The 25,418-nt window shown below is 71.0% G+C and carries 19 protein-coding genes and 2 tRNA genes; 6 read left to right on the top strand and 15 right to left on the bottom strand.

The window, feature by feature from the left end; translation table 11 throughout:
* The first annotated feature begins 407 nt into the window (after positions 1-407).
* Positions 408-1,031, top strand: a complete 624-nt coding sequence (locus H488_RS0118685; protein WP_017834128.1) for a M23 family metallopeptidase — start codon at positions 408-410, stop codon at positions 1,029-1,031.
* On the opposite strand, the gene H488_RS31145 is transcribed toward H488_RS0118685, so the two are convergent.
* Positions 1,013-1,261, bottom strand: a complete 249-nt coding sequence (locus H488_RS31145; RefSeq protein WP_017834127.1) for a hypothetical protein — start codon at positions 1,259-1,261, stop codon at positions 1,013-1,015. The two genes, H488_RS0118685 and H488_RS31145, sit on opposite strands and share 19 nt — an antisense overlap.
* 154 nt (positions 1,262-1,415) lie before the next feature.
* Here H488_RS31145 and H488_RS31140 point away from each other — a divergent pair, with 154 nt between their 5' ends.
* Both H488_RS31140 and H488_RS31135 read left to right on the top strand, forming a co-directional pair.
* Positions 1,416-1,988: a hypothetical protein gene (locus H488_RS31140; protein WP_150110367.1), complete on the top strand. Its 573-nt coding sequence runs from the start codon at positions 1,416-1,418 to the stop codon at positions 1,986-1,988.
* Positions 1,989-2,156: 168 nt separating this feature from the next.
* Positions 2,157-3,443, top strand: a complete 1,287-nt coding sequence (locus H488_RS31135; protein WP_031283326.1) for an ion channel protein — start codon at positions 2,157-2,159, stop codon at positions 3,441-3,443.
* Between the two features lie 22 nt (positions 3,444-3,465).
* On the opposite strand, the gene H488_RS31130 is transcribed toward H488_RS31135, so the two are convergent.
* Entirely contained in the window at positions 3,466-4,296 is an 831-nt protein-coding gene (locus tag H488_RS31130) for a class II glutamine amidotransferase (RefSeq protein ID WP_017834124.1), read from the bottom strand.
* A gap of 72 nt (positions 4,297-4,368) precedes the next feature.
* Positions 4,369-4,893 carry a DUF1269 domain-containing protein gene (locus H488_RS31125; protein WP_017834123.1) on the bottom strand — a complete coding sequence of 175 codons (525 nt, stop codon included), beginning with the start codon at positions 4,891-4,893 and terminating at the stop codon, positions 4,369-4,371.
* 311 nt (positions 4,894-5,204) lie between these two features.
* Between H488_RS31125 and H488_RS38525 the strand changes: the two genes are divergently transcribed.
* A complete protein-coding gene (locus H488_RS38525; protein ID WP_081615816.1) occupies positions 5,205-6,467 on the top strand; it encodes an AI-2E family transporter in 1,263 nt (420 codons plus the stop codon).
* Here H488_RS38525 and H488_RS31120 read toward each other — a convergent pair.
* From H488_RS31120 to H488_RS31095, 6 genes are all read right to left on the bottom strand, one after another.
* Positions 6,427-6,500 (bottom strand) — tRNA-Ile (locus H488_RS31120). The two genes, H488_RS38525 and H488_RS31120, sit on opposite strands and share 41 nt — an antisense overlap.
* A gap of 33 nt (positions 6,501-6,533) precedes the next feature.
* The gene (locus H488_RS31115; protein WP_017834122.1) at positions 6,534-7,829 is read right to left on the bottom strand and encodes a glycosyltransferase; all 1,296 of its coding nucleotides are present in this window, start codon (positions 7,827-7,829) and stop codon (positions 6,534-6,536) included.
* Positions 7,826-8,821: a DMT family transporter gene (locus H488_RS31110; protein ID WP_043739264.1), complete on the bottom strand. Its 996-nt coding sequence runs from the start codon at positions 8,819-8,821 to the stop codon at positions 7,826-7,828. Before H488_RS31110 ends, H488_RS31115 begins: the two co-directional genes overlap by 4 nt.
* A 166-nt stretch (positions 8,822-8,987) precedes the next feature.
* Positions 8,988-9,845 (bottom strand): phage holin family protein, encoded by an 858-nt coding sequence (locus tag H488_RS31105; protein ID WP_017834120.1) that lies wholly within the window; start codon positions 9,843-9,845, stop codon positions 8,988-8,990.
* 173 nt (positions 9,846-10,018) lie between these two features.
* On the bottom strand, positions 10,019-10,432 hold the full coding sequence (locus H488_RS31100) for a hypothetical protein (protein ID WP_150110366.1): 414 nt from the start codon (positions 10,430-10,432) through the stop codon (positions 10,019-10,021).
* Positions 10,433-11,000: 568 nt separating this feature from the next.
* Positions 11,001-15,140 carry a Pls/PosA family non-ribosomal peptide synthetase gene (locus H488_RS31095; protein ID WP_237740458.1) on the bottom strand — a complete coding sequence of 1,380 codons (4,140 nt, stop codon included), beginning with the start codon at positions 15,138-15,140 and terminating at the stop codon, positions 11,001-11,003.
* Positions 15,141-15,780: 640 nt separating this feature from the next.
* Here H488_RS31095 and ectB point away from each other — a divergent pair.
* Complete coding sequence (gene ectB, locus H488_RS31090) at positions 15,781-17,100, top strand: diaminobutyrate--2-oxoglutarate transaminase (protein WP_017834116.1); 1,320 nt, start codon at positions 15,781-15,783, stop codon at positions 17,098-17,100.
* 60 nt (positions 17,101-17,160) lie between these two features.
* On the opposite strand, the gene H488_RS31085 is transcribed toward ectB, so the two are convergent.
* Positions 17,161-18,321 (bottom strand): heparan-alpha-glucosaminide N-acetyltransferase domain-containing protein, encoded by a 1,161-nt coding sequence (locus H488_RS31085; protein WP_017834115.1) that lies wholly within the window; start codon positions 18,319-18,321, stop codon positions 17,161-17,163.
* Between the two features lie 502 nt (positions 18,322-18,823).
* Between H488_RS31085 and H488_RS31080 the strand changes: the two genes are divergently transcribed.
* The gene (locus H488_RS31080) at positions 18,824-19,087 is read left to right on the top strand and encodes a hypothetical protein (protein ID WP_017834114.1); all 264 of its coding nucleotides are present in this window, start codon (positions 18,824-18,826) and stop codon (positions 19,085-19,087) included.
* Positions 19,088-19,175: 88 nt separating this feature from the next.
* Here H488_RS31080 and H488_RS31075 read toward each other — a convergent pair.
* The 5 genes from H488_RS31075 to dusB form a co-directional block, all read right to left on the bottom strand.
* Positions 19,176-19,248, bottom strand: a tRNA-Asn gene (locus H488_RS31075).
* 79 nt (positions 19,249-19,327) lie between these two features.
* Positions 19,328-21,208, bottom strand: coding sequence for a DNA primase (dnaG, locus tag H488_RS31070; RefSeq protein ID WP_017834113.1), 1,881 nt, complete (start codon positions 21,206-21,208; stop codon positions 19,328-19,330).
* Between the two features lie 105 nt (positions 21,209-21,313).
* Positions 21,314-22,642, bottom strand: a complete 1,329-nt coding sequence (locus tag H488_RS31065) for an MFS transporter (RefSeq protein WP_017834112.1) — start codon at positions 22,640-22,642, stop codon at positions 21,314-21,316.
* Between the two features lie 115 nt (positions 22,643-22,757).
* A complete protein-coding gene (locus tag H488_RS31060) occupies positions 22,758-24,089 on the bottom strand; it encodes a deoxyguanosinetriphosphate triphosphohydrolase (RefSeq protein ID WP_017834111.1) in 1,332 nt (443 codons plus the stop codon).
* A gap of 30 nt (positions 24,090-24,119) precedes the next feature.
* Positions 24,120-25,298 carry a tRNA dihydrouridine synthase DusB gene (dusB, locus tag H488_RS31055; protein WP_017834110.1) on the bottom strand — a complete coding sequence of 393 codons (1,179 nt, stop codon included), beginning with the start codon at positions 25,296-25,298 and terminating at the stop codon, positions 24,120-24,122.
* Positions 25,299-25,418: the final 120 nt, after the last annotated feature.

Here is a 25,418-nt window from a genome sequence, read left to right as displayed (position 1 = left end):
CGACGACGCCCGGCCCGCGGGTTCGGTTCTCGGCTGCGTCCGGCGGACGAGCCCCTGGTGCAGCGGTGGACGGACCCTGCGGGTCCGTCTCCCGGCCGCCGTGCCGCACCCCGCCGGGACGGGGAACGCGGACCGGGGCGGCCGGACCGGGACGGGACGTCCCGGCGGCGCTGCGCGCGAAGTCAGCTGCTCGCCACCGCGCCGTCGGCTCCGGCGTCGGGGCCGGGTCCGGGTGGGCGCGAGGGCGCGCCACGAGGGGCGCCTCAGAGCACACTGCGGGATCGAGTGTACTACAAGGGCCTCGTCCGCCCTGCACGCGGCCAGGGGCTGCCGGAGGGGCCCCGGGACCGTCCACAGCACGGGGCCGGGCGGCCCTCCGCCCGGCCCCGGTGGCGGACAGTCGGGACATGCCCACCGGACCCTCCCCGCTCCTCCGTCTCCTGCGCCGGACCCCTGCCCGGACCGGGCCGGCCGAGGCGGCGCGGACCGGGACGCCGAGGGCGGGCAGTGAGCCGGCCGGCGTGGTGGGGCTCGCGATCGTGCTCGTGCTGGGGGTGCTGCTCCCCTCCCCCGGTTCGGCGGCCCAGGGGTGGGCGTGGCCCCTGTCGCCGCGGCCGGCCGTGGTGGGCGAGTGGGCCCCGCCCGCCCAGCGGTGGGCCCGGGGCCACCGGGGCGTGGACCTGGACGCGGGCCCGGGCGCCGCCGTGCGCGCCCCGGCCGCAGGAACGGTGGCCTTCGTGGGGTTCGTGGTGGACCGCCCGGTGCTCACGCTCGACCACGGCGGGGGTCTGCGCTCGAGCTTCGAGCCCGTCGAGTCGTCCCTGGTCCCCGGGGACCGGGTGCACCGCGGCCAGGTCGTGGGCGTGCTGCGCGGCCGGGACCACTGCGGGCCGGGAACCTGCCTGCACTGGGGCGTGCGCCGGGACGGCGACTACGTCAACCCGCTGCAGTTCGTCGGCGCGCTCGAGCCGTCGGTGCTGCTCCCCGTGCCCGAGCGGCTGCGCGCGGCCGCTCAGCCCTCGTCGTCCTGAGCGTCGTCGACGCCCTCCTCGACCTCCTGCTGAACCTGGTCGGCGCCCTCCTCGACCTGACCGGCGCCCTCCTCGACCTCCTGCTGGACCTGGTCGGCGCCCTCCTCGACCTCCTGCTGGACCTGGTCGGCGCCCTCCTCCACGTCCTCGGTGGAAGTGTCGCAGCCGGTCAGTGCGGCGAGCGCCAGGGCGGCGACGGACAGGAGGCTCCACGGCGTGCGTCGGCTCATCTCGACGTCCTCTCGGTGGGTGGTGCGCGGATCGGACCACCAGTGCACCACATCCGCGGGGGACGCGCACCCGGTGGACGGGGCGGGCCGGCGGGTGCGCCCTCCCCCGGGCGGACCGTGGTTGCGGTGGCCCGGGATTGCTACTGTGGTGCCGATGTCTTCAGCCGACGAGGAGTCGATCAGCACCACGCCTGGACGGGCCGCAGGGGTCGTCGCCGTGGGCATGTGCATCGCCGTCTGGTGGCCCGCCTTCACCCTGGGTGCCTGGGGACAGCTCTTCTTCGACCAGAAACTGACCGTCTGGGTCGCGGCGACGGCGGCGCTGTTCGTCGTGCTGTTCCGCCGCCACGGAGAGCAGCGGCGCAAACACCGGGCCGCCGCTCTGCTGGTCCCCACGCTGTGGCTGGTGCTCGCGATCGTGGTCGAGGACGACGGAGGGTTCCTCGACGTGCTGACCGAGACCCTCGGCGTCGCCGTGGCCTTCCTGGGGATCCCGGCGACGATGTGGGTGCTGGCACGCATCATCTGGCCGGAGTTCGGCGAGGGCTCCCTGTCCCCGGCGCGGCGCCTCCTGGTGATCGCCCTGGTGCTGTCCATCGCCGCCGCCTCCTACCTGCTCGGGGTCAACCACGCCGCGTTCCTCACGTGCGAGGACTTTGTCGTCAGCGGGAACTCTGAGCCCGCCGGCTGCACGCCCGGAGCGCGGAGTCCCCTGTCCGACCAGTGAGGGTGCGCTGACTGCCGGCCCTTTCCGAATCGTCTGTGCCGCGGTCGATGCGGCAGGCCGGGTTCCGGGTGCGCGGCCGGCTCACCCGTGCGGGGTGAGGACAGCGACGGCCACGAGCGGGACGGTGGACGTGCACGGATCCGGTGACCTGACGATGGGCGACCACTCATGGCCGATACGAGCACGCACGAGGGACCGACGGTCCGGATGCAGCTGCAGCTCGCGGGTCCGGCGGTCCTCGTCGGCGCCGTCTCGGCGCTGGGCCTGTTCGTGGTGGACGAACTGGCGCTCGTCGTCGAGCACCTCCTCTGGTCGAGCCTGCCCTCGGCGTGGGAGGTCGATCCGGAGTCGGGCTGGTGGATCTTCGGGGTCCTCGCCCTGACGGGCCTGGTCGTCGGTCTCGTGGTGCAGTTCGTTCCCGGACACGGCGGCCGTGACTCCGCGACCACGGAGCTGATCGCGCCGCCGCTGGCGCTGAGCGCGGTTCCCGGCCTGGTCCTCGTGACAGTGCTGGGCCTGGCCGGCGGGGTGAGCCTGGGACCGGAGATCCCCATCATCGCCGTCAACACCGCGGTCCTGGTGGCACTCGTGGCCCGGTGGCGGCCCGGGGTGCCGACCGGGCTCGTCGTGATGACCACCGCCTCCGGAACCGTCGGCGCCCTGTTCGGGACACCGGTCGCGGCCGCCCTCGTCTACACCGGAGTCGTCGCCGGGTTCAAGGACGGGGGCGCCCTGTGGGACCGGCTCTTCCTGCCCCTGGCGTCGGCGGCCGCGGGCGCGGTCACCATGCGCTGGCTCGACGGGCCCCAGCTGCCCGATGCGGGATTCCCGCCGCTCGGCACCCCCGGTGCGGTGCATCTGGCGACCGGCCTCGCCGTGGCGGTGGGCGGCACCCTGACCGGGCTGGCCGCGGTGCACGCGTTCCCCCACGTGCACCGGTTCTTCCACGGCCTGCGGCATCCGGTGCTCTACACCACCCTCGGCGGCCTCCTGCTCGGGGGCCTGGGGGCCCTGGGCGGTCCGCTCACCCTGTTCAAGGGCGCGCACCAGATGGGCGAGCTCGTCCGGAACCCGGCGGAGCACTCCCCGCAGGAGCTGGTCCTGGTCCTCGTGGTCAAGCTCGCAGCACTCCTCGTGGCCGCCGGGGCCGGCTTCCGGGGCGGGCGCATCTTCCCCGCCGTCTTCATGGGTGCCGTCGTCGGCCTCCTGGGACACGCGCTGATCCCGGGGATGCCGCTGGGACTGGCCATCGCCTGCGGAATCCTCGGCGTGGTCCTGCCCGTGGCGCGCGACGGGTGGATCGCCCTGTTCATCGCCGTCGCGGTGGTCGGCGACATCACCGTGCTGGTCGTCCTGAGCCTCGTCGTCCTGCCCCTCTGGCTCATGGTGTCCCGGGCGCCCGAGATGATGGTCGAACCGCCTCCGGCGCGCGTCGGGACGGAGCCCGCCCCCTGACCGGCACGTCCCCGGGTGCGGCTCAGGCGGCCGCGGGGGCGAAGGGGAAGAGGTCCACCGCTCCTCCGTGCACGACCACGCAGGTGGACTCCGGCACCTCCTGCCACGCACCGCGCAGATCCCCCAGGGGCTCGGACACCACCATCCGCGAGTCCTCGGAGACGTCGTGGAGCATGGCGTGGTCCGGGTACTGGGCGCGCAGCGCCGAGACGTCAGCACTGTGGAAGAGCGATCGGGAGCGGCCTTCGCTGGAGTAGCGGAACGCCCAGATGGTCTCCCCGTCGGTGGTGGCCACCGTCATCTGCATCGGGTCCGGGACGCCGTGCCGGCGCCCGGCCTCCTCGACGAGTCCGACCGCCGCGGCCACCGCCGCCGGCGGGTCCTGCGTCAGGCCGAAGGTCAGGGCGAGGTAGAAGAAGACCTCCGAGTCCGTGGATCCCTCGATCAGCGGGAAGAGCCCGGGATCCACGGCCAGGACCAGGTCCCGCTTGAGGGTCAGGAAGTCCCGGATGAGCCCGTTGTGCATCCACAGCCACCGGTCGTGACGGAACGGGTGGCAGTTCGTCTGCTGGACCGCCGTCCCGGTGGTGGCGCGGATGTGGGCGAACACGTGGCTCGGCGATGCCTGCAGCGCCAGTTCGTGCAGGTTGCGGTCGTTCCAGGCCGGCTCCGTGCTGCGGAACAGCCCCGGTGTCGGCCGGGACCCGTACCAGCCGACGCCGACGCCGTCGCCGTTGGTGGTCTCGACGCCCAGGCGCGAGTGCTTGCTCTGCATCACCAGAGAGTTCGTGGGTTTGAACAGCAGGTCCTCCAGGCTCACCGGTGAACCGGTGTACGCCAGCCAGCGGCACATCTCATCCTCCCCTGCGGGGTCGTCGGCCCGCGACCGTCTGTCGAGCGTCGTGCGGGACGCCGCCCCGGCCGATCAGCTCCTGTCGTCGTCGGCGGACAGCGCGGCGGCCGGGTCCTCGGCGAACGCGCTGAGCAGCTTCTCCTCCTGGTCCCGGGAGAGGTTGGTGTGCACCAGGTGCATGTCCTGGCCGGCGAAGGCCTCCTGGACCCGGTCCAGCACGGCACCGGAGGTGAGCACGAACAGCGCCGAGGTGCCCGGGGTGACCTCGTCGCGGACCCGGTTGATGAAGCCGTCGTCGATCCCGGTGTCGGTCAGCATCCCGCTCAGGGCCCCGGCAGCCGCTCCCACGGCCATGCCCAGCAGGGGGACGAAGAAGATCAGGCCGAACAGCATGCCCCAGAAGGACCCGCCGAGTGCGCCGGCCCCCACTAGGTTGTTGAGCTGCCGGGTCCGGGGCTTCTTCTTCCCGTCCGGCCACGTCACGATCGCGGCGTCGTGGACCCGGATCAGTTCCTGTGTCGTCAGTCGCTGCAGGGTCTGTGCCGCGGCCTCGGCCCCCTCGGCGGTGGTGAACTTCCATACGGTCAGAGTGGCCATCGTCTTGCTCCCGAAGTCGTACGGCGGTGTGGTGGTGGTGCTCGTCGAGGTGGACGGGACGGGCGCGTCGGCCCGCGGCGGTCCAGCGGCCGCAGGCCGCCGGGCGCGGGCCTCGGCGTCCGTGCTCGCCGACCCGTTCCCAGGATGGACGTCCGCGCCCGGTCACGGCTCACCCGTGGTGGGTGAAAACCGGGCGCGGCCCGACGCGGCTCCCGCCCGGGGCACCGGTCCTCGCCGGGCTTCACCCGCGGCGGGTGAAGCACCCGCGTCCCGGATGACCGACGGTGGACACCACAGCAGGGAGGCACGTGATGGCAGAGCGGACGAGCGCCGAGACCCCGGGGCCCGGCGGAGGGACCACGGCGCTGCTGGGCGGCAGACCGCTGGTGGTGCTCGTGGGACTCGCTGCGGTGGTCGTCGTGGTGCTGGGGCTGCGGGCGATGTCGGACCTGCTGGGCCTGGTGTTCCTGGCCCTGGTCATGACGGTGGCGGCCCATCCGCTGCGAGGGTGGTTCCAGCGCCGGGGCCTTCCGGGGTGGATGGGCACCGCCGTCGCCCTGGTCGCGGTCTACACCGCGATCCTGGCCCTGTCCGTCTCCCTGCTGATCGCCGGGGCGCAGTTCGCCACCCTGATCCCGTCCTACCAGGCGGAGCTGGACCGGATGCTGGACGGCGTGACCGGCGGCCTCGAGCAGCTGGGCATCGGTGAGGAGCGGCTGGCCCAGATGTTCGCGGGGTTCGATCTGGGGCGACTGGCCGAGTTCGCCGGCGGACTGCTCGGCGGGCTGCTGGGACTGCTCTCCGACGTGTTCTTCATCGTGACGCTGGTGCTGTTCATGGTGGTCGACGCCGGGAGCTTCCCCCAGAAGCTGGCCCGCCTGCGGGGGGCCCACGGGGAGCTCGCCGCGGCGCTGCGGGGCTTCGCCGCCGTGAGCCGCAAGTACCTGCTGGTCACCACCGTGTTCGGACTCGTCGTGGCGGTGATCGACACCGCGGCCCTGGCCTGGCTGGGCGTCCCCGTCGCGGTGCTGTGGGGACTGCTGGCCTTCGTGACCAACTACATCCCCAACATCGGCTTCGTGATCGGCGTGGTCCCGCCGGCGATCATCGCACTGCTGGAGGGTGGTCCGGGTCTGATGCTCGCCGTCGTGGCGGTCTACAGCGGCATCAACGTGGTGATCCAGTCCTTCATCCAGCCGAAGATCGTGGGCGACGCCGTGGGACTGTCCGCCACCATCACCATGCTGTCCCTGGTCTTCTGGGCCGCGACCCTGGGGGCGCTCGGCGCGCTGCTCGCCGTGCCGCTGACCCTGTTCTTCAAAGCCGTTCTCATCGACGCCGACCCCCGTGCCCGGTGGGTGACGCCCCTGCTCTCCGGAGGGACGGCCCGGGACCCTGCCCCGACCGGCGCCGGCGCGGACCGCGGCGTCCCCGCGGGAGCGGGCGTCCCGGGAGGACCGGTGCGGGGGGATCGGCCGCCGGCGGAAGAACCCGTTCCACCAGGCGGTCGGCCTGGTGGAACGGGCTTCTCGGTAGGGCCGGTGGGGCTTGAACCCACGACCGAAGGATTATGAGTCCTCTGCTCTGACCAGCTGAGCTACGGCCCCGCGCCGGGACGGGCCCGGCGGCGCAGCACCACGTTACCGCACGAGCGAGGCCAGCCTGGTCCGGATCCGTCGCGGGCCCGCGGCGGGGGCGCGCGCCGGCTCCTGGTGCTCGCGCGCTCCCGGAGCAGGGGTGTGCACGGACTCCGGGTGCTCGCCGCGGTAGAGCCGCAGGAACGTCTCCAGGGTCCGCGGGAAGCTGTGCCGCGCGACCTTGCGGCGGCTCTCCCGGCCCATCCGGGCGCGCTCCTCGGGCGGGGCGCCCAGGACGAGGGCGAGCTTGCGCGCCAGGTCCTGGGCGTCGCCGGGGGCGAAGAGCCAGCCGTTGACGCCGTCCTCGGCCAGGTGCGGCAGGGCCCGCGCGTCGGCCAGGACCACGGGCCGGGACGCCGCCATCGCCTCGAGGGTGACCAGCGACTGGAGCTCGGCCGTGCCCGGCTGGCAGAACACGTCGGCCCGCAGATAGGCCGCGCGCAGGTCCTCGTCCGGGACGTAGCCCAGGAAACGGACCCGGTGGGCGACCCCCAGGGCTTTCGCCAGCTTCTCGAGCGCGGGCCGCTGCTCGCCGTCGCCCACGATCACCAGGTGGGCGTCGAGCTCGGCGGGCAGCACGGAGAGCGCCTCGATGAGCACGTCCACGTTCTTCTCCACCGCGAGCCGGCCGGTGAACAGGACGGTCGGGTGCGCGGCCGGCTGCCGCCGCTCGCCGTCGTGGGCCTCGTAGTCGGCGATCCGGATCCCGTTGGACACGGCGAGCACGGTGTCGGGGAAGCCGTTGCGGCGCATGGCCTCCACCGCGAGCGGGGTCGGTGCGGTCACCACGTCGCAGGCGCCGAACACCCGCACCATGTCCCGCCACGACACCGTGCGGTAGCGGTTCAGCACCCATGCCGGGAACGGCAGGAACGGCTCCAGGTTCTCGGGGACGAAGTGGTTGGTGGCCACGGTGCGGATGCCCCGCCGCCGGGCCTCCCGCACCAGCATCCGGCCGAGGATGTAGTGGCACTGGACGTGGACGACGTCGGGGCGCACCTCGTCCAGCACGCGGCGGATCTCCGCGGCGACCTGCCACGGGAAGCACAGGCGGAAGTACGGGTGGGTGAAGGCCCGGTGGGAGCGGAGCCGGTGCTCGACCACGCCGTCGTCCTCGGCCCGGTACGACGGCCCGGGGTCCGGCCGTGCGCACAGGACGTGCACCCGGTGGCCCTGCTCGTGCAGGCCCCGGGCCAGACGGTGCCCGAACTGCGCGGCCCCGTTGACGTCCGGGGGGTAGGTCTCGGCGCCCAGGAGGACGGTCAGGGGGCGTGCGGCGGAGGCGGTGTGGGCACTCAAGCGTGTCTTCCCGGTCGGTCGTGTGCGGGGCGGTCGGATGCCGCGGGGCGGTCGGATGCTGCGGGGCGCCGTGCGGCCGAGCCCGCGGGGGGCTGCGCCCGGTCCTGCCGTGCGAGTTCGGCGCGGCGCTCGAGCACCTCCGGGTGGTGCTGCGAGAGCACGGCGACCCCGACTATAGCAACGCCGCCTGCCGCGGCCATGAGCATCCCGACCGGGACGGAGAAGCCCGGCACCGCCTCGCCCAGGACCAGCAGCCCCAGGAGCACGCCCACCATGGGGTCGATCACGGTCAGCCCCGCGATCACGAGGTCCGGCGGACCCGACGCGAAGGCCGTCTGCACGAACCACCCGCCCAGCACAGCGGCGACGACGGCGGTGCCCGCCGCCAGCCAGTTGACGTCGTCCAGGGGCGTCCCGGCGCTGCCCTGGATGCGGATCAGGGTCAGCCGCACGAGCACCGCCACGAATCCGTAGAGGATGCCGGCGCCCACCACGTAGAACGTCCCGCCCAGGCTGCGGCCGAACATCGCCGCGGAGACCCCCAGGACGCAGATCAGCACCACGAGCATGACCACCACGGTGTGCTCGGCCCAGCGCGAGATGCCCCGGGCGGGGTCGGTCGCCGCCACGGCGCACGTCACGAAGACCGCCCCGCCCGCGGTGCACAGCCCGATCGCCGTCCAGGTGCGCCGGTTGATCCGCAGCCGGCGGTGCCGCGCGTGCAGCAGCGTGGTGATCACCAGGGCCACCACGCCGATCGGCTGGACCACCGTCACGGTGGCGAGCCCCAGGGCGGTGACGTTCAGACCGGTGCCGAGGCCCAGCAGGGTGAGCCCCAGCAGCCAGCGGGGACGGCGCAGCAGGACCGGGATGCTGCGCAGGCGCAGCCGTCCCTGCGCGACGTCCGCCACGGCACTGCCCTGCTGCTGCGTCCCGACGGCCAGGCACACGGCCGAGAGCAGCGCCAGGGCGACCGCCAACCACTGGCTCATGGCACCCACCGATCTGTCGTCACGCCCGGGAGTCTATCGAGCCGGCCCGCCCGTCCGGCCCGGGGCGCGTGGACACCCGGTGAACGCACGGGGAAGGCCCGGAAGCCTGTGGCTTCCGGGCCTTCGGCCGGTGCGCTCGTCCACGGGCGGCCCATGGACGGCGACGTCACCGGAACAGCTTGCGGAGGAAGACGACGAACGCGCTCCCCGCCACGGCCAGCACCGTGAGCGGCTGCCACCGCTCGCCGAGGCCGGACCCGGCGGACGAGCCGGAGGTCGAGCGGGACTTCGCGCCGCCCTGGGCGAGCAGGCCCTTCACGTCCTTCGGGGTGGTCTTCACGGTGCGGCTGGTGCGGTCCACGAAGCCCTTGGTGGTGGACTGGATGGTCTCCGCACGGCCCTGGACGTCGTCGCGCAGCGTCTTGAGGTGCTCGCGGCGCAGCTTGAGCCGGTGCCGCAGCTGCTCCTCGGTGGGCGCCGGGGGCTTCTGCTGGGCCGGGTCCTGCGCGGCCTCCCGCTTCTCCTGCTCCTTGCGCTCGCGGGCCAGCTGCTCTTCGCGCTGGACGCGGCTCTCGGTGTAGGCGGAGCCCTCCTTGACCACGCCGAGGTCGTACTTGACCCCGAAGAGCGCCTTGCGCGGCACGAGCGGAAGGGCCTTCTTGATGGTGGACACCCCGATGAGCGCCGCGACGGCCAGGATGATCAGGAACAGCACGGCGAGCAGCAGAGCCGCCAGCCAGGCCGGCATAATCTGCGACAGACCCGCGATCGCCGCACCGACCAGGGCGATCGTGGCGAGCAGCAGGAACACCAGGCCGACGACGACGAAGGCCGCGCCCTTGCCCAGCGTCTTCGCCTTCTCCGTCAGCTCGAGCTTGGCGAGCTGCGCCTCGTCCTTGAGCTGCTTGGGCAGCAGCCTGGCGAAGACCTTGACGACATCGAGGATCGACGCCGATCCGGGGTCGGAGTGCTCCGACCCCGCTCCCGACGCCCCGCCCGTGCTGGGGCCTACCGAATGACTCATGCCCGCCTCCGTTGATGATGAGAAAAGTACGTGGACTGAGCACCAAGCTACCATCGGGGACGCCACCGGCGGGCGCACACCGGGCCGCGACGCGACCTGCCGGGACGTGCGGGAGGGCCCGTCCGGTTCCCCGGACGGGCCCTCCCGTCGGTGCGTCGGGATCGGGTCCGGTGCTACTTCTTCCGGTCCCAGTCCTTGCCCTTGTCCTTGTCCCAGCGCCGGTCCTCGTCCTGCTCGAAGTACACCCTCACGTACTTCTTCTGGCAGACCTTGTCCGACTTGCCGGTGCGGTCCACCTGGCGGGCGTCCCTGTAGTACTCGCGCCAGTTGCCCCCGTGGCACTTCTCCTTGGCGATGGACGCAGCCTTCTCGAGGCTCTTGTCCTCGTAGCGCTTCGTCTTCCAGTCGCCGCGGTGCTTGTACTTGACGACGACGTCGACCTCGCCGTTCTTGCGCTCGTCCTTCTTGCTGTGCCCCTTGTCGTCGCCCTTGCGATCGTCCTTGCCGTCAGCGAGCGCCGGTCCTGCTCCCCCGAGCAGCAGTCCCGCCACGGCCACACTCGCTACCAGCTTTTCCAGAGTTTTCACTGTGTTCCCCCTTGGTGAATAAGGTGAGTTCAGCTTAATTCGCTTCTGACAAGGGACTCAATAGCAAACGGTGACGTTCCGGACGCGGTACGGTCACGCTTCGGCACTACCGCCCGGTTGACCCGCCGGTAGTCACGGAGGCGGCCCGCCGGGGTCCCTCCGCCCTGCCAGGTCGGCCCCGCGGGCCGCCTCCGGCGCAGAGCGGGCACCGCCCAAACGACCGGGTGCAGGTCGCATGCGAGGGACCCCTCTCGCGCTCCCGCCGGAGGACGACCGCCACGATCACCGTGCCACTCGCCCACTACGCCGCATCCACATCCGAGGAGCGGGCAGGCCCGTACGCGGAGCTGGTCCTGTCTCGAGCACTCCATACGTGACAGCAGCCAGCTTTCGGCGCCGCTGCTCTGGGCTTCAGCCCAGCTGAACGGGCAGCCTCCGCGCACCCGTGCCCCGAGAGCGTTGACGTCCCTGGGAGCGACCACATCTCATAGGACGAGTCGCAAGGGTGGAGGAGCTGATGCCGCACGGGTCACCGGGCCAGGCTGACGCGCCACGCACCCCTTTGGCGTCACCGCGAGCCGCCGGAGGCCCGGACCTGCTCGTGTCGACGGCCGGGCAGTTCGTGCCGCCCCTGTCTCCGCCGGCCCGCGACGCGAACGCGACGGGCTCCCGCCCCCCGTGGAGCGGCGTGCCTGCCGGATGATGTGGTGACCCGGGGCGGACGGGCGCTGAACTCTCGGGCAGGATTGCCCCCGAACGAGGAGGACGCGGGGATCTCCGTGCCCTTCATGACGAACGTGTCGACCTCCACCACCGCGCCGTCCCCGACCGTGGCGCCGTAGTGGACGAATGAGTTGGCTCCGAGGGTGCACCGTGCACCGACCGTCGTTCCCTCGACTTTGAAGGCCCCGTCCTCCATAGAATGGCACTGCACGATCGACAAGACGTTCAGCGTGCAGTCATCGCCGATGCTGACGAGCGTCCGTTCGGGGATGTAGCAACCGTCGTCCAGGACGCGCCGGCCCATCCGGACTCCCAACAGTCGCCAGATGAGCGGTTTGAACGGCGTTCCGTTGAACACCTCCAGGTAAGCCCTCGCGCTGAGCTTCCAGAAGCGCTCTGTGCGCCAGAACGGTTCCTGGTAGATCGAGCAGAACAGCGGCCGAAGCCGGCGGAAACCGAGCGAGGCTCGTTCGATCAACACGAAGTAGGCAACGCTGAAAAGCTGCATCCCCAGGAATGCCGCGGCGACCGCGAAGACGTCGTAGATGCTGTGCAGGGCGATGGCGTAGGAGGCGAGCAGCAGCCCCGCCGAAGCGTAGATCCAGCCGCGCAGCAGGAAGAACAGGATCGTCACAGCATTGTGCCGGTTCTTGGCTCGCAGGAGCCCGTGCAGTTCGGGACCGGTCGCCTGCGCGCGGAAGTCGACGTCCCGCCGGACGGTGCGTGGGATCTCGAAGGCCGGGGAGCCGAGCAGCCCGACTCCCTCGCGTTGCGGGCCGTCCACTGGAACCATGACCTTGGTGGCGAAAAGGCAGTTGTCGCCGGTCGTAGCCGTGGACGGATAGTAGATGTTGTTCCCCAGGAAGCTCCGCGAGCCGATGGTCACAGGCGAGACCATGAACGAGCTGCCCGAGAAGTCCGCGTTCATGATCGCCAGGCCGTCGGCGATCATCGTCCCGCTCCCCGTGGTGACCAGATACGGATTGTCCTGCTTCGTGGCCAAACCGAAGTTGGAACCTGTCTGCACGAGGTCGGGCTGTTTGTAGCCCAACAGTCGCACATAGTGGACGACCAGCGAGCTGTCTCCTGTCAACCGCATGAAGAACTGCACGTTCGTCATCCGATCGATCGCTCGTTGCACCGCGTAGCGCCAGCTGTACAGCGGATACACCCGCCCCGGGGTCAGGCAGAGATTCAGGACCCGGGGAATGACAGCGAGCGCACACACCGAGACCAGGAGTCCGACCAGGAGCAGGAGCAGCGTGAGCGCCAGAAGGTCCACGAAGAACCACGGATTTCCGTGGTCGAGGTGTTCGAACCCGAGATAGAACGGGATGAGTAGCGCCAGCATGCCGAGGGCGAGACCGGGCGTCAGCACCAGCCGGTAGAGGATCGTGAGGATGCTGTAGACGACGCGCCGACGCAGGCCACAATCCGTCGGGGCAACAGTGCGGAAGTCCGTGTCGGTGACCTGGGCGGGTGATCCGTGCCACCGTTGCCCGGAGGGCACCGACTGGAGGGCGTGCAGGGACGAGGCGTGTCCCAGTTGGGCATCCTCGCCGAGGGCGGTGTGGATGTCCAGAACGGACCCCTCGCCGACCAGGGCGTCACGGCCGAGGCGGACGGTGCCCGTCTGGATAGTGCCATCGTGTGCCCGGTAGCAGCTGATCAGCGCGTCTTTCCGCACCACGGCGTCATCACCAATCGTGAGCAGATCGGTGCACACCGGCACGAATCGGGAGAAGATCGCCGTTCGCCTGCCGACCCTGGCACCGAGCGCCCTCAGGTAGAGCGGATAGATGGGGGTGCCGATGAACATCCGCATCGGAGTGGCACGGATGATGTTCTTGACGAGCCAGAACCTGAAATAGGCGAGGCTCCAGACGGGGAACTCCTGGACCGTCCAGCGCCCGACCAGCAGCCACTTGGCCGCGATCGGGAACAAGCTCCAGCCGACGAAGGACAGGGTCCCGAAGACGAAGGCACGCCAGATCACGTCCAGAAGGCCCTGTCCGTTGCTGGCGAAGAGGTAGCCCTCCAAAAGGACGAGGCTTGCCACGAATGTAGTCAGGACGAAGACCGTGGCTTGCAGCGTGCCGCACAGGATGTGCTGTACAGCACCGAGTGGTTCGGGGCGTGGGGACCTGCCCGGCTGGATCTCTGCCGGTGCCTCGACCCGAACTGCTTCGAGCGTTTCGGCGAGCGCAGAGATGGTCGGGGCGGTGTAGAGATCACGCATGGCCGGCACCGGGACGCGAGCACCTTTGCGCAGGCGACCGGCGAACTGGGCCATCAGCATCGAGTTCGCTCCGAGGTCCGTGAAGAAGTTCGCAGCTACCGACACCTTCTCGAGGCGGAGAACAGAGGCGAGGGCTTCTGCGAGGACTTCTTCCGTCCTCGACGAAGGAGCGATGTACTCCTCGTCGCCGCCCGTCGTGCGGTTCCCGCGGGGGGCCGGAAGGCTCTTACGGTCAGCCTTGTCACTGGGCAGCGTGGGAATGCGGTCGAGCCGCTCGAGGTACGCCGGCACCATGTAACCGGGCAGTCGATCACGGAGTCGTTCGCGGATCTCCTGGTCGAGGAGTCCCTCGCCGCCGTGACGAACCGTGTAGTACCCCACGAGCTCCACGAACCCCGGCTCCGGTTCGTACGTGTTGACCACTGCCTGGGCGACCCCCGGGACCCGGAGCAGGACGGACTCGATCTCGCTCAGCTCGATGCGGTAGCCCCGCACTTTGACCTGGGTGTCGATGCGGCCGTGGTACTCGATCTCCCCGTCCTCGTTGAGCCTGCCCAGGTCCCCCGTCCGGTAGATCCGGCCGGACGGGTTGTCGGGGAGGTCGAGGAAGTCGGGGATGAACGCCTTGTCCGTGAGATCGTCCCTGTTGACATACCCTCTGGCGAGGCCGATCCCTGCCAGACCGATCTCCCCGAGCTCACCATGCGGAAGGACCTGGGCCCCGTCCGGATCCAGGATGACGGCGGAGTAGGTCGGCAGCGGCTCCCCCAGTGTGACCGGCCGATCGGGATGGGCAACGGCCATGGTGGCCGTGACCGTCGCCTCCGTGGGGCCGTAGACATTGAGGAAGCGACGGCCGGGCCGGTGCCACCGGACGATGAGGTCCCGGGGGCAGGCCTCGCCGGAGACCAGAAGGAAGCTCAGGTCGGGAAGGTCGTCCTCGATGGTCGACAGCAGCGTCGGGACGCAGCACATCGCCGTCACCCGCTTCTCGGTCAGGAACTCGGCCAGCTCGGCACCGAGCAGCGCGATACCACGGGGCTTAGGCACCAGCGTCGCCCCCGCCATCCACGGGACCCAGATCTCCTCGACGGAGAAGTCGAAGGCGATGGTCATGCCCTGATAGACGCGGTGCTGGGACCTGATCCCGTAGACGTCGGCGGCAACGCGGACGAAGTTGCAGATGCTGGCGTGCTCGATGGCGACCCCCTTGGGGCGGCCGGTGGAGCCGGAAGTGTAGATGATGTAGGCCAGGTCGTCGTGACCCACCCTGCTCCGCTCGAGCTGCACCCGTGAGGAATCCCGGCTGTCGATCCGCTCCTGCTCGCGGTCGAGGCACAGGAGCGGAGCCATGACATCGGGCACGATCGATTCCAGGCTCGCCAATGTCAGCACTCGTGAGACATCGGCGTCCTCGATGATGTAGGCGATCCGGTCCGAGGGAAATCCCGGGTCGAGGGGCACGTACGCCGCGTGGATCTTCAGCACGGCCAGCATGGCCATGTAGGCGGGCACAGCATGATCGAAGAGCAGGGCGATCCGGTCACCCGGACCCGCGCCGAGCTCGAGAAGATGGCGGGCCAGGCGGTTCGCCCGGGCGTCGAGCTCGGTGTAGCTCAGACGGATATCGTCCGCGTCCACGGCGAGGCGACCGTCCCGACCATCGCCGCTGGAACGATCACAGACTGCCTCGAAGAGCTGTTCCAGCCGGATCTCACCTCCACCGCGGACTCGTTCGTCTCGCACGAGTGACGTGAGTACCGGACCGTCGTTCCTCGACAGCAGGTTCGATGGCGTCAGATCGTGCGGCGTCGAACTGTTGTCAACACTTGAAGACATATGGCTCCCCCAAATGCATTTAAAAGAGCCGAGATGCGGGCATGACAATGCTCGAGCACCAAGGCTTCGATAAACCCCATGAACCCCCGGAAATTCCCTTCCCGGAATGGTCGGATGGAAATCAGCGTAGCGCCGCAAATGCAAATGTTGGAGAATTGGTCGCGATGTTTCTCCAGGTCAGATAGGTGCCAACGCAAATATTTCGTGTGGATGCGGACGTCATGAGCCGGCTTCGAAAACCCTCGGTAATCTTCGGGAATGCCTGGGTGCTGCGTTTGCGAGTGACTAAGGTCTGAGCCATGGCAAACGCGTGCGGTAACCGACCGGTAATTTCGAACGAATATGTTCTGGCGTCCCGCGCCCCACCAGAGCACAGCTTTCTTCAGCAGCGGCCGATCCCCCCAACTCCCGCGCCGGCCGGACCCGGCCGCCCGTCACGGCGTCCGTCCGAAGGGGCGCGCAACACCACGCGACCGGCGTGCGCGGGCGGAACGCCGGACGCTCGACGAGCACCTCGCCCATTTCTCATCCATCGGGAGTCGTCACCATGTCCACCAGCATCTTCGAGGACCTCGAGTCCGACGTCCGCAGCTACTGCCGCAGCTGGCCGGTGGTCTTCGAGACCGCTCGCGGCTCGCGGCTGCACGCCGAGGACGGCGAGAGCTACCTCGACTTCTTCTCCGGCGCCGGGGCGCTGAACTACGGGCACAACGATCCGGATCTGAAACGTGCGCTGCTCGAGTACCTGGCCGCCGACGGCGTCGTCCACTCCCTGGACACCTACACCACGGCCAAGCGCCGCTTCCTCACCGCCTTCGAGCACCATGTCCTCCGGCCGCGCGGCCTCGACCACAAAGTCCAGTTCACCGGACCCACGGGAACCAATAGTGTGGAGGCCGCCCTCAAACTGGCACGGCTGAACACCGGGCGCACCGGCGTCACGGCCTTCACGAACGCCTTTCACGGCATGACCCTGGGATCGCTGTCGGTCACCGGCAACGCCATGAAGCGCAACGGCGCGGGGGTGCCGCTGCCGTTCGCCACCACCGCACCGTACGACGGCTATCTCGACGACCCGTCGTGGGGGCTGTCCTGGCTGGCCAGGACGTGGGCGGACTCCAGCTCTGGGGTGGAACGTCCCGCCGCCGTCATCGTCGAGACGGTCCAGGGTGAGGGCGGCCTGAACGCCGCCCGTGCCGGGTGGTTGCGGGAACTCGAGGCGCTCTGCCGGGCGCACGAGGTCCTGTTGATCGTCGACGACGTCCAGGCGGGCTGCGGGCGCACTGGCACCTTCTTCAGCTTCGAGGACGCCGGGATCACCCCGGACATCGTGTGCCTGTCGAAGTCCATCTCGGGCTACGGGTTGCCCATGGCGCTGGTCCTCCTGCGCCCCGAGCTGGACATCTGGCAGCCCGGCCAGCACAACGGGACGTTCCGCGGCAACAACGCCGCATTCGTCACCGGCACCGCCGCGCTGGAGAAGTACTGGGCGGACGGCGGCACCTTCCAGCGATCCGTCGTCGAGCGCGGGAGACAGCTCGGGGAAGGCCTCACGCGGATCGCGGCTCTGGTGGAGGGAGCGACCTGTCGCGGACGGGGCCTGCTCGCCGGGGTCCACTTCCCCGACCCGGAGCTGGCGGAGCGGATCGCCGGCGCCGCCTTCGAACGGCATCTGCTCGTCGAGACCTCGGGCGCGCGGTCCGAGGTCCTCAAGGCCATGCCCGCCCTGAACATCTCCCAAGAAGACCTCGATGAAGGTCTTGAGCTGCTGATGGACGCCACGCGGGCCGTGCTCGCCGATCGCTATCCGATCGACTCCTCGCGCGTGAAGGCCAGGGAGACGATGCCCAGCACCAGCGGCCGCTGAGCTCCGGGCGGCACCGCGGCACCGCGCGGGGAACGCCGGTTCCGGAGCGGGTCCCGGCCCTTAGCCGGGACCCGCTCCGGCGGATGCAGCCAGTGAGCGCCGGCGAGCGCCCTTCGCCACGGCGCCGACCACCCGCTCCAGCGGCCCCTGGCCCAGTGCTCGCTGCCATGCCATGGCGAAAAGGACCCCCGTGATCAGCTGGATCGTGAACCACAGGTAGGGCCGGTCGTAGTGGACCTCGAAGGACAGCGCGACCAGGTGGGCGGTGTACAGGGACAAGGTCATCGAGCCCATCGTCGAGAGCGGCAGCAACCAGGAGCCGACCACGCGGGAGATCAGCAGGAAGAGGCCCAGCACCGCCATGCCGGTGCCGAGGCTTGCCGCGATGGCCAGCGGGGCGTTGGTGTGCGGCGTGGCAACCGCCAGTGACCACCACGTCTCGGTGGGCAGCCAGTCCGATCCCCAGACCAGCACGTCAGCCAGTTCCTCCGCGTCACCCGACGAGGCGGCCAGCAGCCTTTCGTAGCCGCCGGCGCCACCGGCGCCGTGGATCAGAACGTACGAGACGGCCTGGGCGCAGACGGACAGGCCCACGCCGACCACCGGCAGGCGGAGCTGGATCGCCCTGCTCCTGAGATCGAGTCGGCCCAGTCCCATGCCGGCCAGCAGATAGGCCAGATAGGCCAGGGCCGGATAGGTGCCGGTCAGCAACAACTGGGTGATCGTCGCCATCGGTTGCGTCAGCAGATCCTCGAACGTGGGGTTGCCCGAGACGAAGCCGGGCAGGTCGTCGCGCAGCAACTGCATGAGCACCGGCGCCGTGACCAGGAAGACCGCCGCCGAGCCGAACAGCATCCTCGGACCCGCGCGCAGGAAGGGAGCGGCCAGCAGGAAGAACACGCCGTAGTAGATCAGGATGTTGTCCGCCGGCAGGTCGTCGGACATCAACGATCCGATCCCCAGTCCCAGCACGGCGATCAGCACGGCCCGCACCACGAGCGCCACCCGGTCCGCGGTCAGCTCCCTGCCCCCGTGCGGACGGGTACCGCCGGAGGCCAGGGCCAGGCCGACGCCGGCCAGCAGCGCGAAGAGCGCCGCCGAGTCCCCGGAGAAGAGGATGTGGGACCAGGTCGGCTCCCGGGTCTCGTGGTCGTAGGACGGCAGGATGTGCACGGACATCAGGCCGATGAGCGCCAGTCCGCGGGCCGCGTCGACACCCACCAGGCGACGGGACGGCGTCCGGGCGGTCCCTCGGTCCCGCTCGGCGGCGGGTCCGGCTGTCCTGGACGTCCAACGCATGGTTCCCCCTGGTGTGCCGAGCCCCGACCGGGAACCCGGCCGGCCGCGTTGCCTCCATGTCCGGGATCCCGGCACCGCCGGGAGCCCGGGGCATCCAGGGCCCGCCCTGGACTCAGGATGCGGCCCGGACTTCTGCTCCCGCTAGGAGGAACCTGAGGATTCCATAAGACTCCCGCCGGGGCCGACGGCTCGCACCCCGGCGCTTCCACCCCCGGCACGGGCCGTCCTCCTCGCAGGCGGTCGGCGAGCGGGTGGCGGGTCCACGCGCCGCCCGGCCGGACCCGCACGGGCATTCCTCCAGCAGCGGGCCGGATCCGGTGCCCTGGGCCGGGATGTCCGCCGAAAAGCGGGCATTACTTTTGCCACTGGATGCGAGTCAATGGAAGGGAGCTTGATCCGAGCTCCTGCCGGAAGGACGACCACCATGACCGCCATCCCCCGGGCCCATCCCGCCGAGTCCCTCGTCCGGGCCGGCGTCGTCGGCGCGCTCGCCGCCCGCGGCGTCACCGTCACCTCCGTCGAGATGCTGTTCGACGGCCAGGAGTGGGCCGTGACCGTGTCCCACCACCCGCCCGGCATGTCGGAGAGCGACGTGCGGGTGGCGGTCTGGACCGCCGTCCTCAACTACACGGCCGTCTTCGACGTGCCCGCCCCCTCGGAGGGGGTCCGGATCAGCGTCACTGGCTGACGCGCGACGCGCCGGCGCGACGACGGCGCCCGCCCGGGGACGGCGGAGGCCCCCACCGGCGTTTCCGCTGGTGAGGGCCTCTGTGCTGCTCCCCCGACTGGACTCGAACCAGTAACCCTTCGATTAACAGTCGAATGCTCTGCCAATTGAGCTACGGGGGACCGTGCACGCGGACGTGCAACGAGCCATCACTTTACCGTTCCCACCGGGCTTCGACAAATCCGGTTCCGCCCGGTGGCGTCAGTCCTGGCGGAGGCCGCGCCGCTGCATCTCCAGCTCCAGCAGCTCCCGCTGGAGCTCCTGGTAGCGCTCGCGCTGCCCGGTGGGATCCGTGCGCTGGAGCTCCGCCAGCCGGTCCGACTTCCGCCGGTTGATCTGCAGCTCGAAGAGGCGGTTGAGGATGTCCGCGGTGTAGCGCTCCAGCTGCTGCTGCGTGGTGGCCGGCAGCGGGGTCACGGCGAGCTCGGCGAGGTAGCCGTGCAGCGGCTCCGGGAGGTGTCCGCGCACCCCGTCCACCCAGGCCTGCCCGCTCGGCACGGTGGACCCGTCGCCGAGGAGCTCGGCGCGCGCGGCGAGCACGGCGTCGTGCACGGCCCCGTGCACGGGGTAGCGGAAGGCGCTGAGCCCGAACTCCTCCCAGTGCCGCGCGAGCATCAGGTCCGGGCACTGGATGACGGTCTCGAGGGCCTCGCGCTCCATCCGGGCCACGGGCTCGCGCGGGTCGGGCAGCTCGACCGGGGCCGGCCCGGACGCCTCCGGCTCCGCCGGCCGGTGCAGCGCGGGGGCCTCCTCCCGCTGGGCGCGGCCGGCGGCGTCGACGGCCCGCTGGACCTCCGCCGGCTCGAGCCCGAGCCAGCCCGCGAGCTGCCGCGCGTAGGCGGGGCGCAGGGAGCGGTCGCGGATCCGCGCCACGATGGGCGCGCAGGCGCGCATCGCCCGGATGCGGCCCTCGATGGTGTCCAGGTCGAAGTTCTTCAGCGTCGCCCGGATCGCGAACTCGAACAGGGGGCGGCGGTTCTCCACGAGCTCGGCCACGGCGGCGTCCCCGCGGGCGAGCCGGAGGTCGCACGGGTCCATGCCGTGGGGCTCGACCGCCACGTAGGTCTGCGCCACGAACTTCTGGTCCTCCTCGAACGCGCGCAGGGCGGCCTTCTGCCCGGCGGCGTCGCCGTCGAAGGTGAAGACCACCTCTCCCCCGCCGCCGTCGTCGGAGAGGAACCGCCGGACGATCTTGATGTGCTCGGCCCCGAAGGCGGTGCCGCACGTGGCCACCGCCGTGGTCACGCCCGCGAGGTGGCAGGCCATGACGTCGGTGTACCCCTCGACGACGACGAGGCGCCGCTGCCTGGCGATCTCCCGCTTCGCGAGGTCGATGCCGTAGAGCACCTGGGACTTCTTGTACAGGGCGGTCTCGGGGGTGTTGAGGTACTTCGGGCCCTGGTCGTCGTCGTGGAGCTTGCGGGCGCCGAAGCCGATGACCTCGCCGGCGACCGCGCGGATGGGCCAGACGAGCCGGCCGCGGAACCGGTCGTAGAGCCCGCGGTTGCCCTCGGAGAACATCCCGGTGAGCTTGAGCTCCTGGTCCGTGAAGCCGCGCTCCCGCAGGTGCTTGAGGAGGTGGTCCCAGCCGCGGGGCGCGTAGCCCACGCCGTAGCGCCGGGCCGCCTCGCCGTCGAAGCCCCGCTCGCCCAGGAACTGCTGGGCGGGGGCGGCCTGGCGGGTGTAGAGGTTGCGCTGGAAGAACTCCGCGGCGACCTTGTGCGCGTCCAGCAGGCGCTGGCGACGGCCGACCTCCTCCTTGTTCGGCCCGGAGCCCTGCTCGTAGTGCAGCTCGTAGCCCACCCGGGCCGCGAGCTTCTCCACGGTCTCGGAGAAGGTGGTGTGGTCCATCGTCATGAGGAACGAGATGACGTCCCCGGACTCGTCGCAGCCGAAGCAGTGGTAGGTGCCCATCTGCGGCCGCACGTGGAAGGACGGGGTGCGCTCGTCGTGGAACGGGCAGAGCCCCTTCCAGGAGCCGATGCCGGCGCTCTTGAGGGTGACGTAGCCGTCGACGATCTCCTTGATGTCGGTGCGCGCCCGCACCTCGTCGATGTCCTCGCGTCTGATCAGTCCTGCCACACCGCCAGTCTAGGCGCGCGGCCGGACGGCGGAGGGCCGCCCCGGGCCGCACGGTGGATCACCGTGCGGCCCGGGGCGACCCGTGGAGCGGGAGCCGTCAGCGGCTCAGCGGGAGCGTTCCCGCAGGTCGTGCCGGGTCCGGGTGCCGGTCAGGGCGAGTCCGCCCAGGGCGCCCACCGCGGCGAAGGCGAAGAAGCCCCACGGGTAGGCCAGGCCCGCGGTCAGCAGGCTGCCCCCGATGATCGGGCCCGAGATCGCCCCGAGCCGGCCGACCCCGGCGGACATGCCCAGCGCCGTGGCGCGCACGCGCGGCGGGTGGTTGGCGGCGGTGAACGCGTAGACGAGCACCTGGGAGGAGAACACGAAGCAGCCGGTGACGAAGACCATGGCGTAGATCCCGAGCAGCGGCAGCTTGATCGCCAGGGCCGCGAGCAGCGCGGCCGAGCCGAGGAACCAGATGATGCCGGCTACGCGCGGGGTGATCCGGTCGGCCACCCGGCCGGCGACCGCCAGCCCCGCGATGGCGCCCACGTTGAGGATCAGCAGGAAGCCGAGGGAGTTGCCGAGGTCGTAGTCGGCCGCCCGCATGATCTGCGGCAGCCAGGTGTTGAGGCCGTAGACGAGCAGCAGGCCCATGAAGGAGGCGACCCAGATGGCGATCGAGTTCCGGCGCCAGCCGGTGGAGAGCAGCATGGTGGCGCCGACCTTCTCGGCCTGCTCCTCGGCGGTGTGGTGCTCGAGGTGCACGCCGTAGTGCTCGGCCACGGCGCGGGCCTCGGCCATCCGCCCCTTGGACGCGAGGAACGAGGGGGACTCGGGGAGGAACACGAGCATGAGAGGCACGAGGACGAGCGCCGGCAGGGAGCCCAGGACGAACATCTCCTGCCAGCCGAACTGGACGACGACGACGATGGCGAGCGCCGCGGTGAGCACCGCGCCCACGTGGTAGCCGGTCATCACCAGGGTCGTGGCGTTGGAGCCCCGGCCGAGGCGGGCGAACTCGGTGACCATCGCGATGGCGGTGGGCAGGCAGCCGCCGAGGCCCAGGCCGGCGAGGAAGCGCAGGAGGCCGAAGACGAACACGCTCGGGGAGAACGCCGCGGCGAAGGTCAGCAGGGAGAACATGACCACGGCGCCGATGAGCATCTTGCGGCGGCCGAGCCGGTCGGTGAGGTAGCCCATGGTCAGCGCGCCGATCATCATGCCCACGAGGCCGACGGTGGCCACGGCGGTGCCCTGCGCGGTGGTCATCCCGAGCTCGTTGTTCTCGAGCATGGACGGCAGCACCGCGCCCAGGACCACGGCGTCGAAGCCGTCCAGCAGCACCGCGATCCAGCACAGCGGCGCCACCCACGCCCGGGAGCGGAGGACGGGCCGGGCGCCCGGGGAGGAGGGGGACGCGGCCTGCGGGGCGGGTCCGGTGGAGTTTTCCATGACGATCAGACCTTTGTGAGGAGGAGCACAAACGCGCCGAGTCTAGGGAGCGGCGCCGCGTGCGACCCAGCGCACAGTCATTGAACGGGATCGGCCGCCGCTCCGGTGGGACGGCTCACCAGAGCGGCTTGTCCCCCACCCGCCAGTGGGTGCCGCGGATCCGGTCGTGCAGGGACACGGCGGACAGGTCGGTGAGGGACGCGATCTGGTCCACCACGAGGCGCAGGCGGGCGGCCTCCGTGCCCGGCCCGTCGCCGAGGTCGTGCCAGTCGGCGGTGAAGGCGGGCGAGAGGAAACGGCCGTCGGAGTCCATCAGCGCCCCCACCAGGATCGAGAGCACCTCCTGCTGGTTGTCGTAGATCGGCTGGGCGTCGCGCACCGTGATGACGTAGGTCGTGGCGATGCCCTTGAGCACGCCGATCTCCTCCGTGGTCCCCTCCGGCACCACGAGCTGGGCGTCGTAGCGGGTCAGCGGGTCCTCGCCGTAGATGTCCCGGGTGGCGCCGACCGCGGACATCGCGAAGCGGCCGATGAGCTGGCTCGTCATGTTCTTCAGCCGGGCGAGGTCCTTGCGGGACCCGTCCATCTCCCGGACCCACAGGGACGAGTCCTCGAGGCGGGTCAGGGCGGCGTCGAGGGACTCCGGCGCGGCCTCGGGCAGGTACCAGCGCCGGGTGAGCTCGAGCACCCGGTCCCGCTGGGTGGTGTCGGCGAGCCAGCCCAGCTGCACGAGCCCGGAGGCGATCGCGTCCTCGACGTCGTGCACGGAGTAGGAGATGTCGTCCGAGAGATCCATGACCTGGGCCTCGAGGCACTTGGTGCGCGCCGGGGCGCCGTCGCGCAACCACGCGAACACCGGCAGGTCGTCCGTGTAGACCCCGAACTTCGGGGACCTGGTCCCGTCCGGGCGCAGCGGCGCCTCGTGGGCCTCCCAGGGGTACTTGCACACGGCGTCCAGCACGGCGCGGGTGAGGTTCAGGCCCGCGGGCCGCCCGTCGTCGTCGAGCACCTTGGGCTCGAGCCGGGTCAGCAGGCGCAGGGTCTGCGCGTTGCCCTCGAAGCCGCCGATGTGCTGGGTCAGCCGGTGCAGGGCCGCTTCCCCGTTGTGCCCGAACGGCGGGTGCCCGAGGTCGTGGGAGAGGCAGGCGGCGTCGACGACGTCGGGGTCGCAGCCGAGCATCCGGCCCAGCTCCCGGCCGATCTGGGCGACCTCGAGGGAGTGGGTCAGGCGGTTGCGCACGAAGTCGTCGGTGTCCGGGGAGACGACCTGGGTCTTGGCCGCCAGCCGCCGCAGCCCCGAGGAGTGCAGGATCCGGGCGCGGTCCCGCTCGAAGTCGGAGCGGTACTTGTTGTGGTGGTCCTCCGCCACCCAGCGCGCGACGTCGCGGGCCTCGTAGCCCGGGGCGGGCGCGCCGGTGCGGTCGATCTCGATGGACGTGTGGGGCATGCCCGGTCCTTTCCGTGTGGTGGGGACGGCTCAGCCGCCGGAGACGTCGAGCTCCGCCGCGACCAGCCCCAACCGCTCGGCGTCCCCCAGCTCGCGGGAGCCCAGCCAGCCGTCCGGCAGGTGCGGCTTCTTCGGGGAGCCGGCGCGGCCGCGCGGGCCCTCGACCGCCTCGCCCGGGTAGCCGAGGGACAGGTCGAGCTCGTCCAGCAGCTCGCGCAGGGTCGCGAGATCCGGCACCTGGGCCATCCTGGCGCGCAGCTCACCGCCCACCGGGTAGCCCTTGAAGTACCACGCGACGTGCTTGCGGATGTCGCGCAGCCCCTTGGCCTCGTCGCCGAACATCTCCACGAGCAGCTCGGCGTGGCGGTAGATCGTGCGGGCGACCTGGTCCACCCCGGGGCGGAAGCGGTCGGGGCGGCCCTCGAAGGCGGCCTGCAGGTCCCCGAAGAGCCAGGGCCGGCCCTGGCAGCCGCGGCCGACGACCACGCCGTCCACGCCGGTCTGCTCGACCATGCGCACGGCGTCCTCGGCGCTCCAGATGTCCCCGTTGCCGAGCACGGGCACGTCCGGCAGGGCCTCGCGCAGCTGCGCGATGGCGTCCCAGTCCGCGGTCCCCGAGTAGTGCTGCTCGAGGGTGCGCCCGTGCAGGGCCACGGCCGCGACGCCGCTGTCGCGGGCGATCCGGCCGGCCTCGAGGAAGGTGAGGTGGCCGTCGTCGATGCCCTTGCGCATCTTGACCGTCACGGGGACGTTCCCGCGGGAGGCCTCCTGGACGGCGGTGCGCACGATCGCGGTGAACAGGTCGGTCTTCCAGGGCAGGGCGGAGCCGCCGCCGCGCTTGGTGACCTTGGGGACGGGGCAGCCGAAGTTCAGGTCGATGTGGTCGGCCCGGTCCTCCTCGACGACCATCCGCACGGCCTGCCCGACGTGGACGGCGTCCACGCCGTAGATCTGGATGGAGCGGGGCGTCTCGTCCGGGTCGTGGTCGATGATCCGCATCGACTCGGGCCGGCGTTCCACGAGGGCGCGGGCCGTGACCATCTCGGTGACGTACAGGCCGCCGCCGTACTCGCGGCACAGCCGGCGGAACGCCTTGTTGGTGACTCCGGCCATCGGCGCCAGCACCACGGGGACGTCGATCGTGAGCGCGCCCAGGTGCAGGGGCGGCAGGTCGAGCCGGGCGGGGTGGTTCTCGGTACGGGTGTCCATCACCGGGGAATTCTCTCACGGACGGCAGCGGCGCAGGGCCCCGGGGTGCTCCCCGGGGCCCTGCGCCGGCCGGCGCGGGTCAGATCCAGCGCTTTTCGAACCGTTTTTGCCGGCACGTCG

This window comes from Kocuria sp. UCD-OTCP (genome assembly GCF_000349605.1).
GTDB lineage: Bacteria > Actinomycetota > Actinomycetes > Actinomycetales > Micrococcaceae > Kocuria > Kocuria rosea.
The sequence above is the reverse complement of the archived record's forward strand: the minus strand, read 5'-3'. Positions and strand labels throughout refer to the sequence as shown.

Bases quoted from the DNA above. Each gene is read 5' to 3' on its own strand.
- H488_RS0118685 (WP_017834128.1), top strand. From the start codon at position 408: ATGCCCACCGGACCCTCCCCGCTCCTCCGTCTCCTGCGCCGGACCCCT.
- H488_RS31145 (WP_017834127.1), bottom strand. From the start codon at position 1,261: ATGAGCCGACGCACGCCGTGGAGCCTCCTGTCCGTCGCCGCCCTGGCG.
- H488_RS31140 (WP_150110367.1), top strand. From the start codon at position 1,416: ATGTCTTCAGCCGACGAGGAGTCGATCAGCACCACGCCTGGACGGGCC.
- H488_RS31135 (WP_031283326.1), top strand. From the start codon at position 2,157: ATGGCCGATACGAGCACGCACGAGGGACCGACGGTCCGGATGCAGCTG.
- H488_RS31130 (WP_017834124.1), bottom strand. From the start codon at position 4,296: ATGTGCCGCTGGCTGGCGTACACCGGTTCACCGGTGAGCCTGGAGGAC.
- H488_RS31125 (WP_017834123.1), bottom strand. From the start codon at position 4,893: ATGGCCACTCTGACCGTATGGAAGTTCACCACCGCCGAGGGGGCCGAG.
- H488_RS38525 (WP_081615816.1), top strand. From the start codon at position 5,205: ATGGCAGAGCGGACGAGCGCCGAGACCCCGGGGCCCGGCGGAGGGACC.
- H488_RS31110 (WP_043739264.1), bottom strand. From the start codon at position 8,821: ATGAGCCAGTGGTTGGCGGTCGCCCTGGCGCTGCTCTCGGCCGTGTGC.
- H488_RS31105 (WP_017834120.1), bottom strand. From the start codon at position 9,845: ATGAGTCATTCGGTAGGCCCCAGCACGGGCGGGGCGTCGGGAGCGGGG.
- ectB (WP_017834116.1), top strand. From the start codon at position 15,781: ATGTCCACCAGCATCTTCGAGGACCTCGAGTCCGACGTCCGCAGCTAC.
- H488_RS31080 (WP_017834114.1), top strand. From the start codon at position 18,824: ATGACCGCCATCCCCCGGGCCCATCCCGCCGAGTCCCTCGTCCGGGCC.
- H488_RS31065 (WP_017834112.1), bottom strand. From the start codon at position 22,642: ATGGAAAACTCCACCGGACCCGCCCCGCAGGCCGCGTCCCCCTCCTCC.
- H488_RS31060 (WP_017834111.1), bottom strand. From the start codon at position 24,089: ATGCCCCACACGTCCATCGAGATCGACCGCACCGGCGCGCCCGCCCCG.
- dusB (WP_017834110.1), bottom strand. From the start codon at position 25,298: ATGGACACCCGTACCGAGAACCACCCCGCCCGGCTCGACCTGCCGCCC.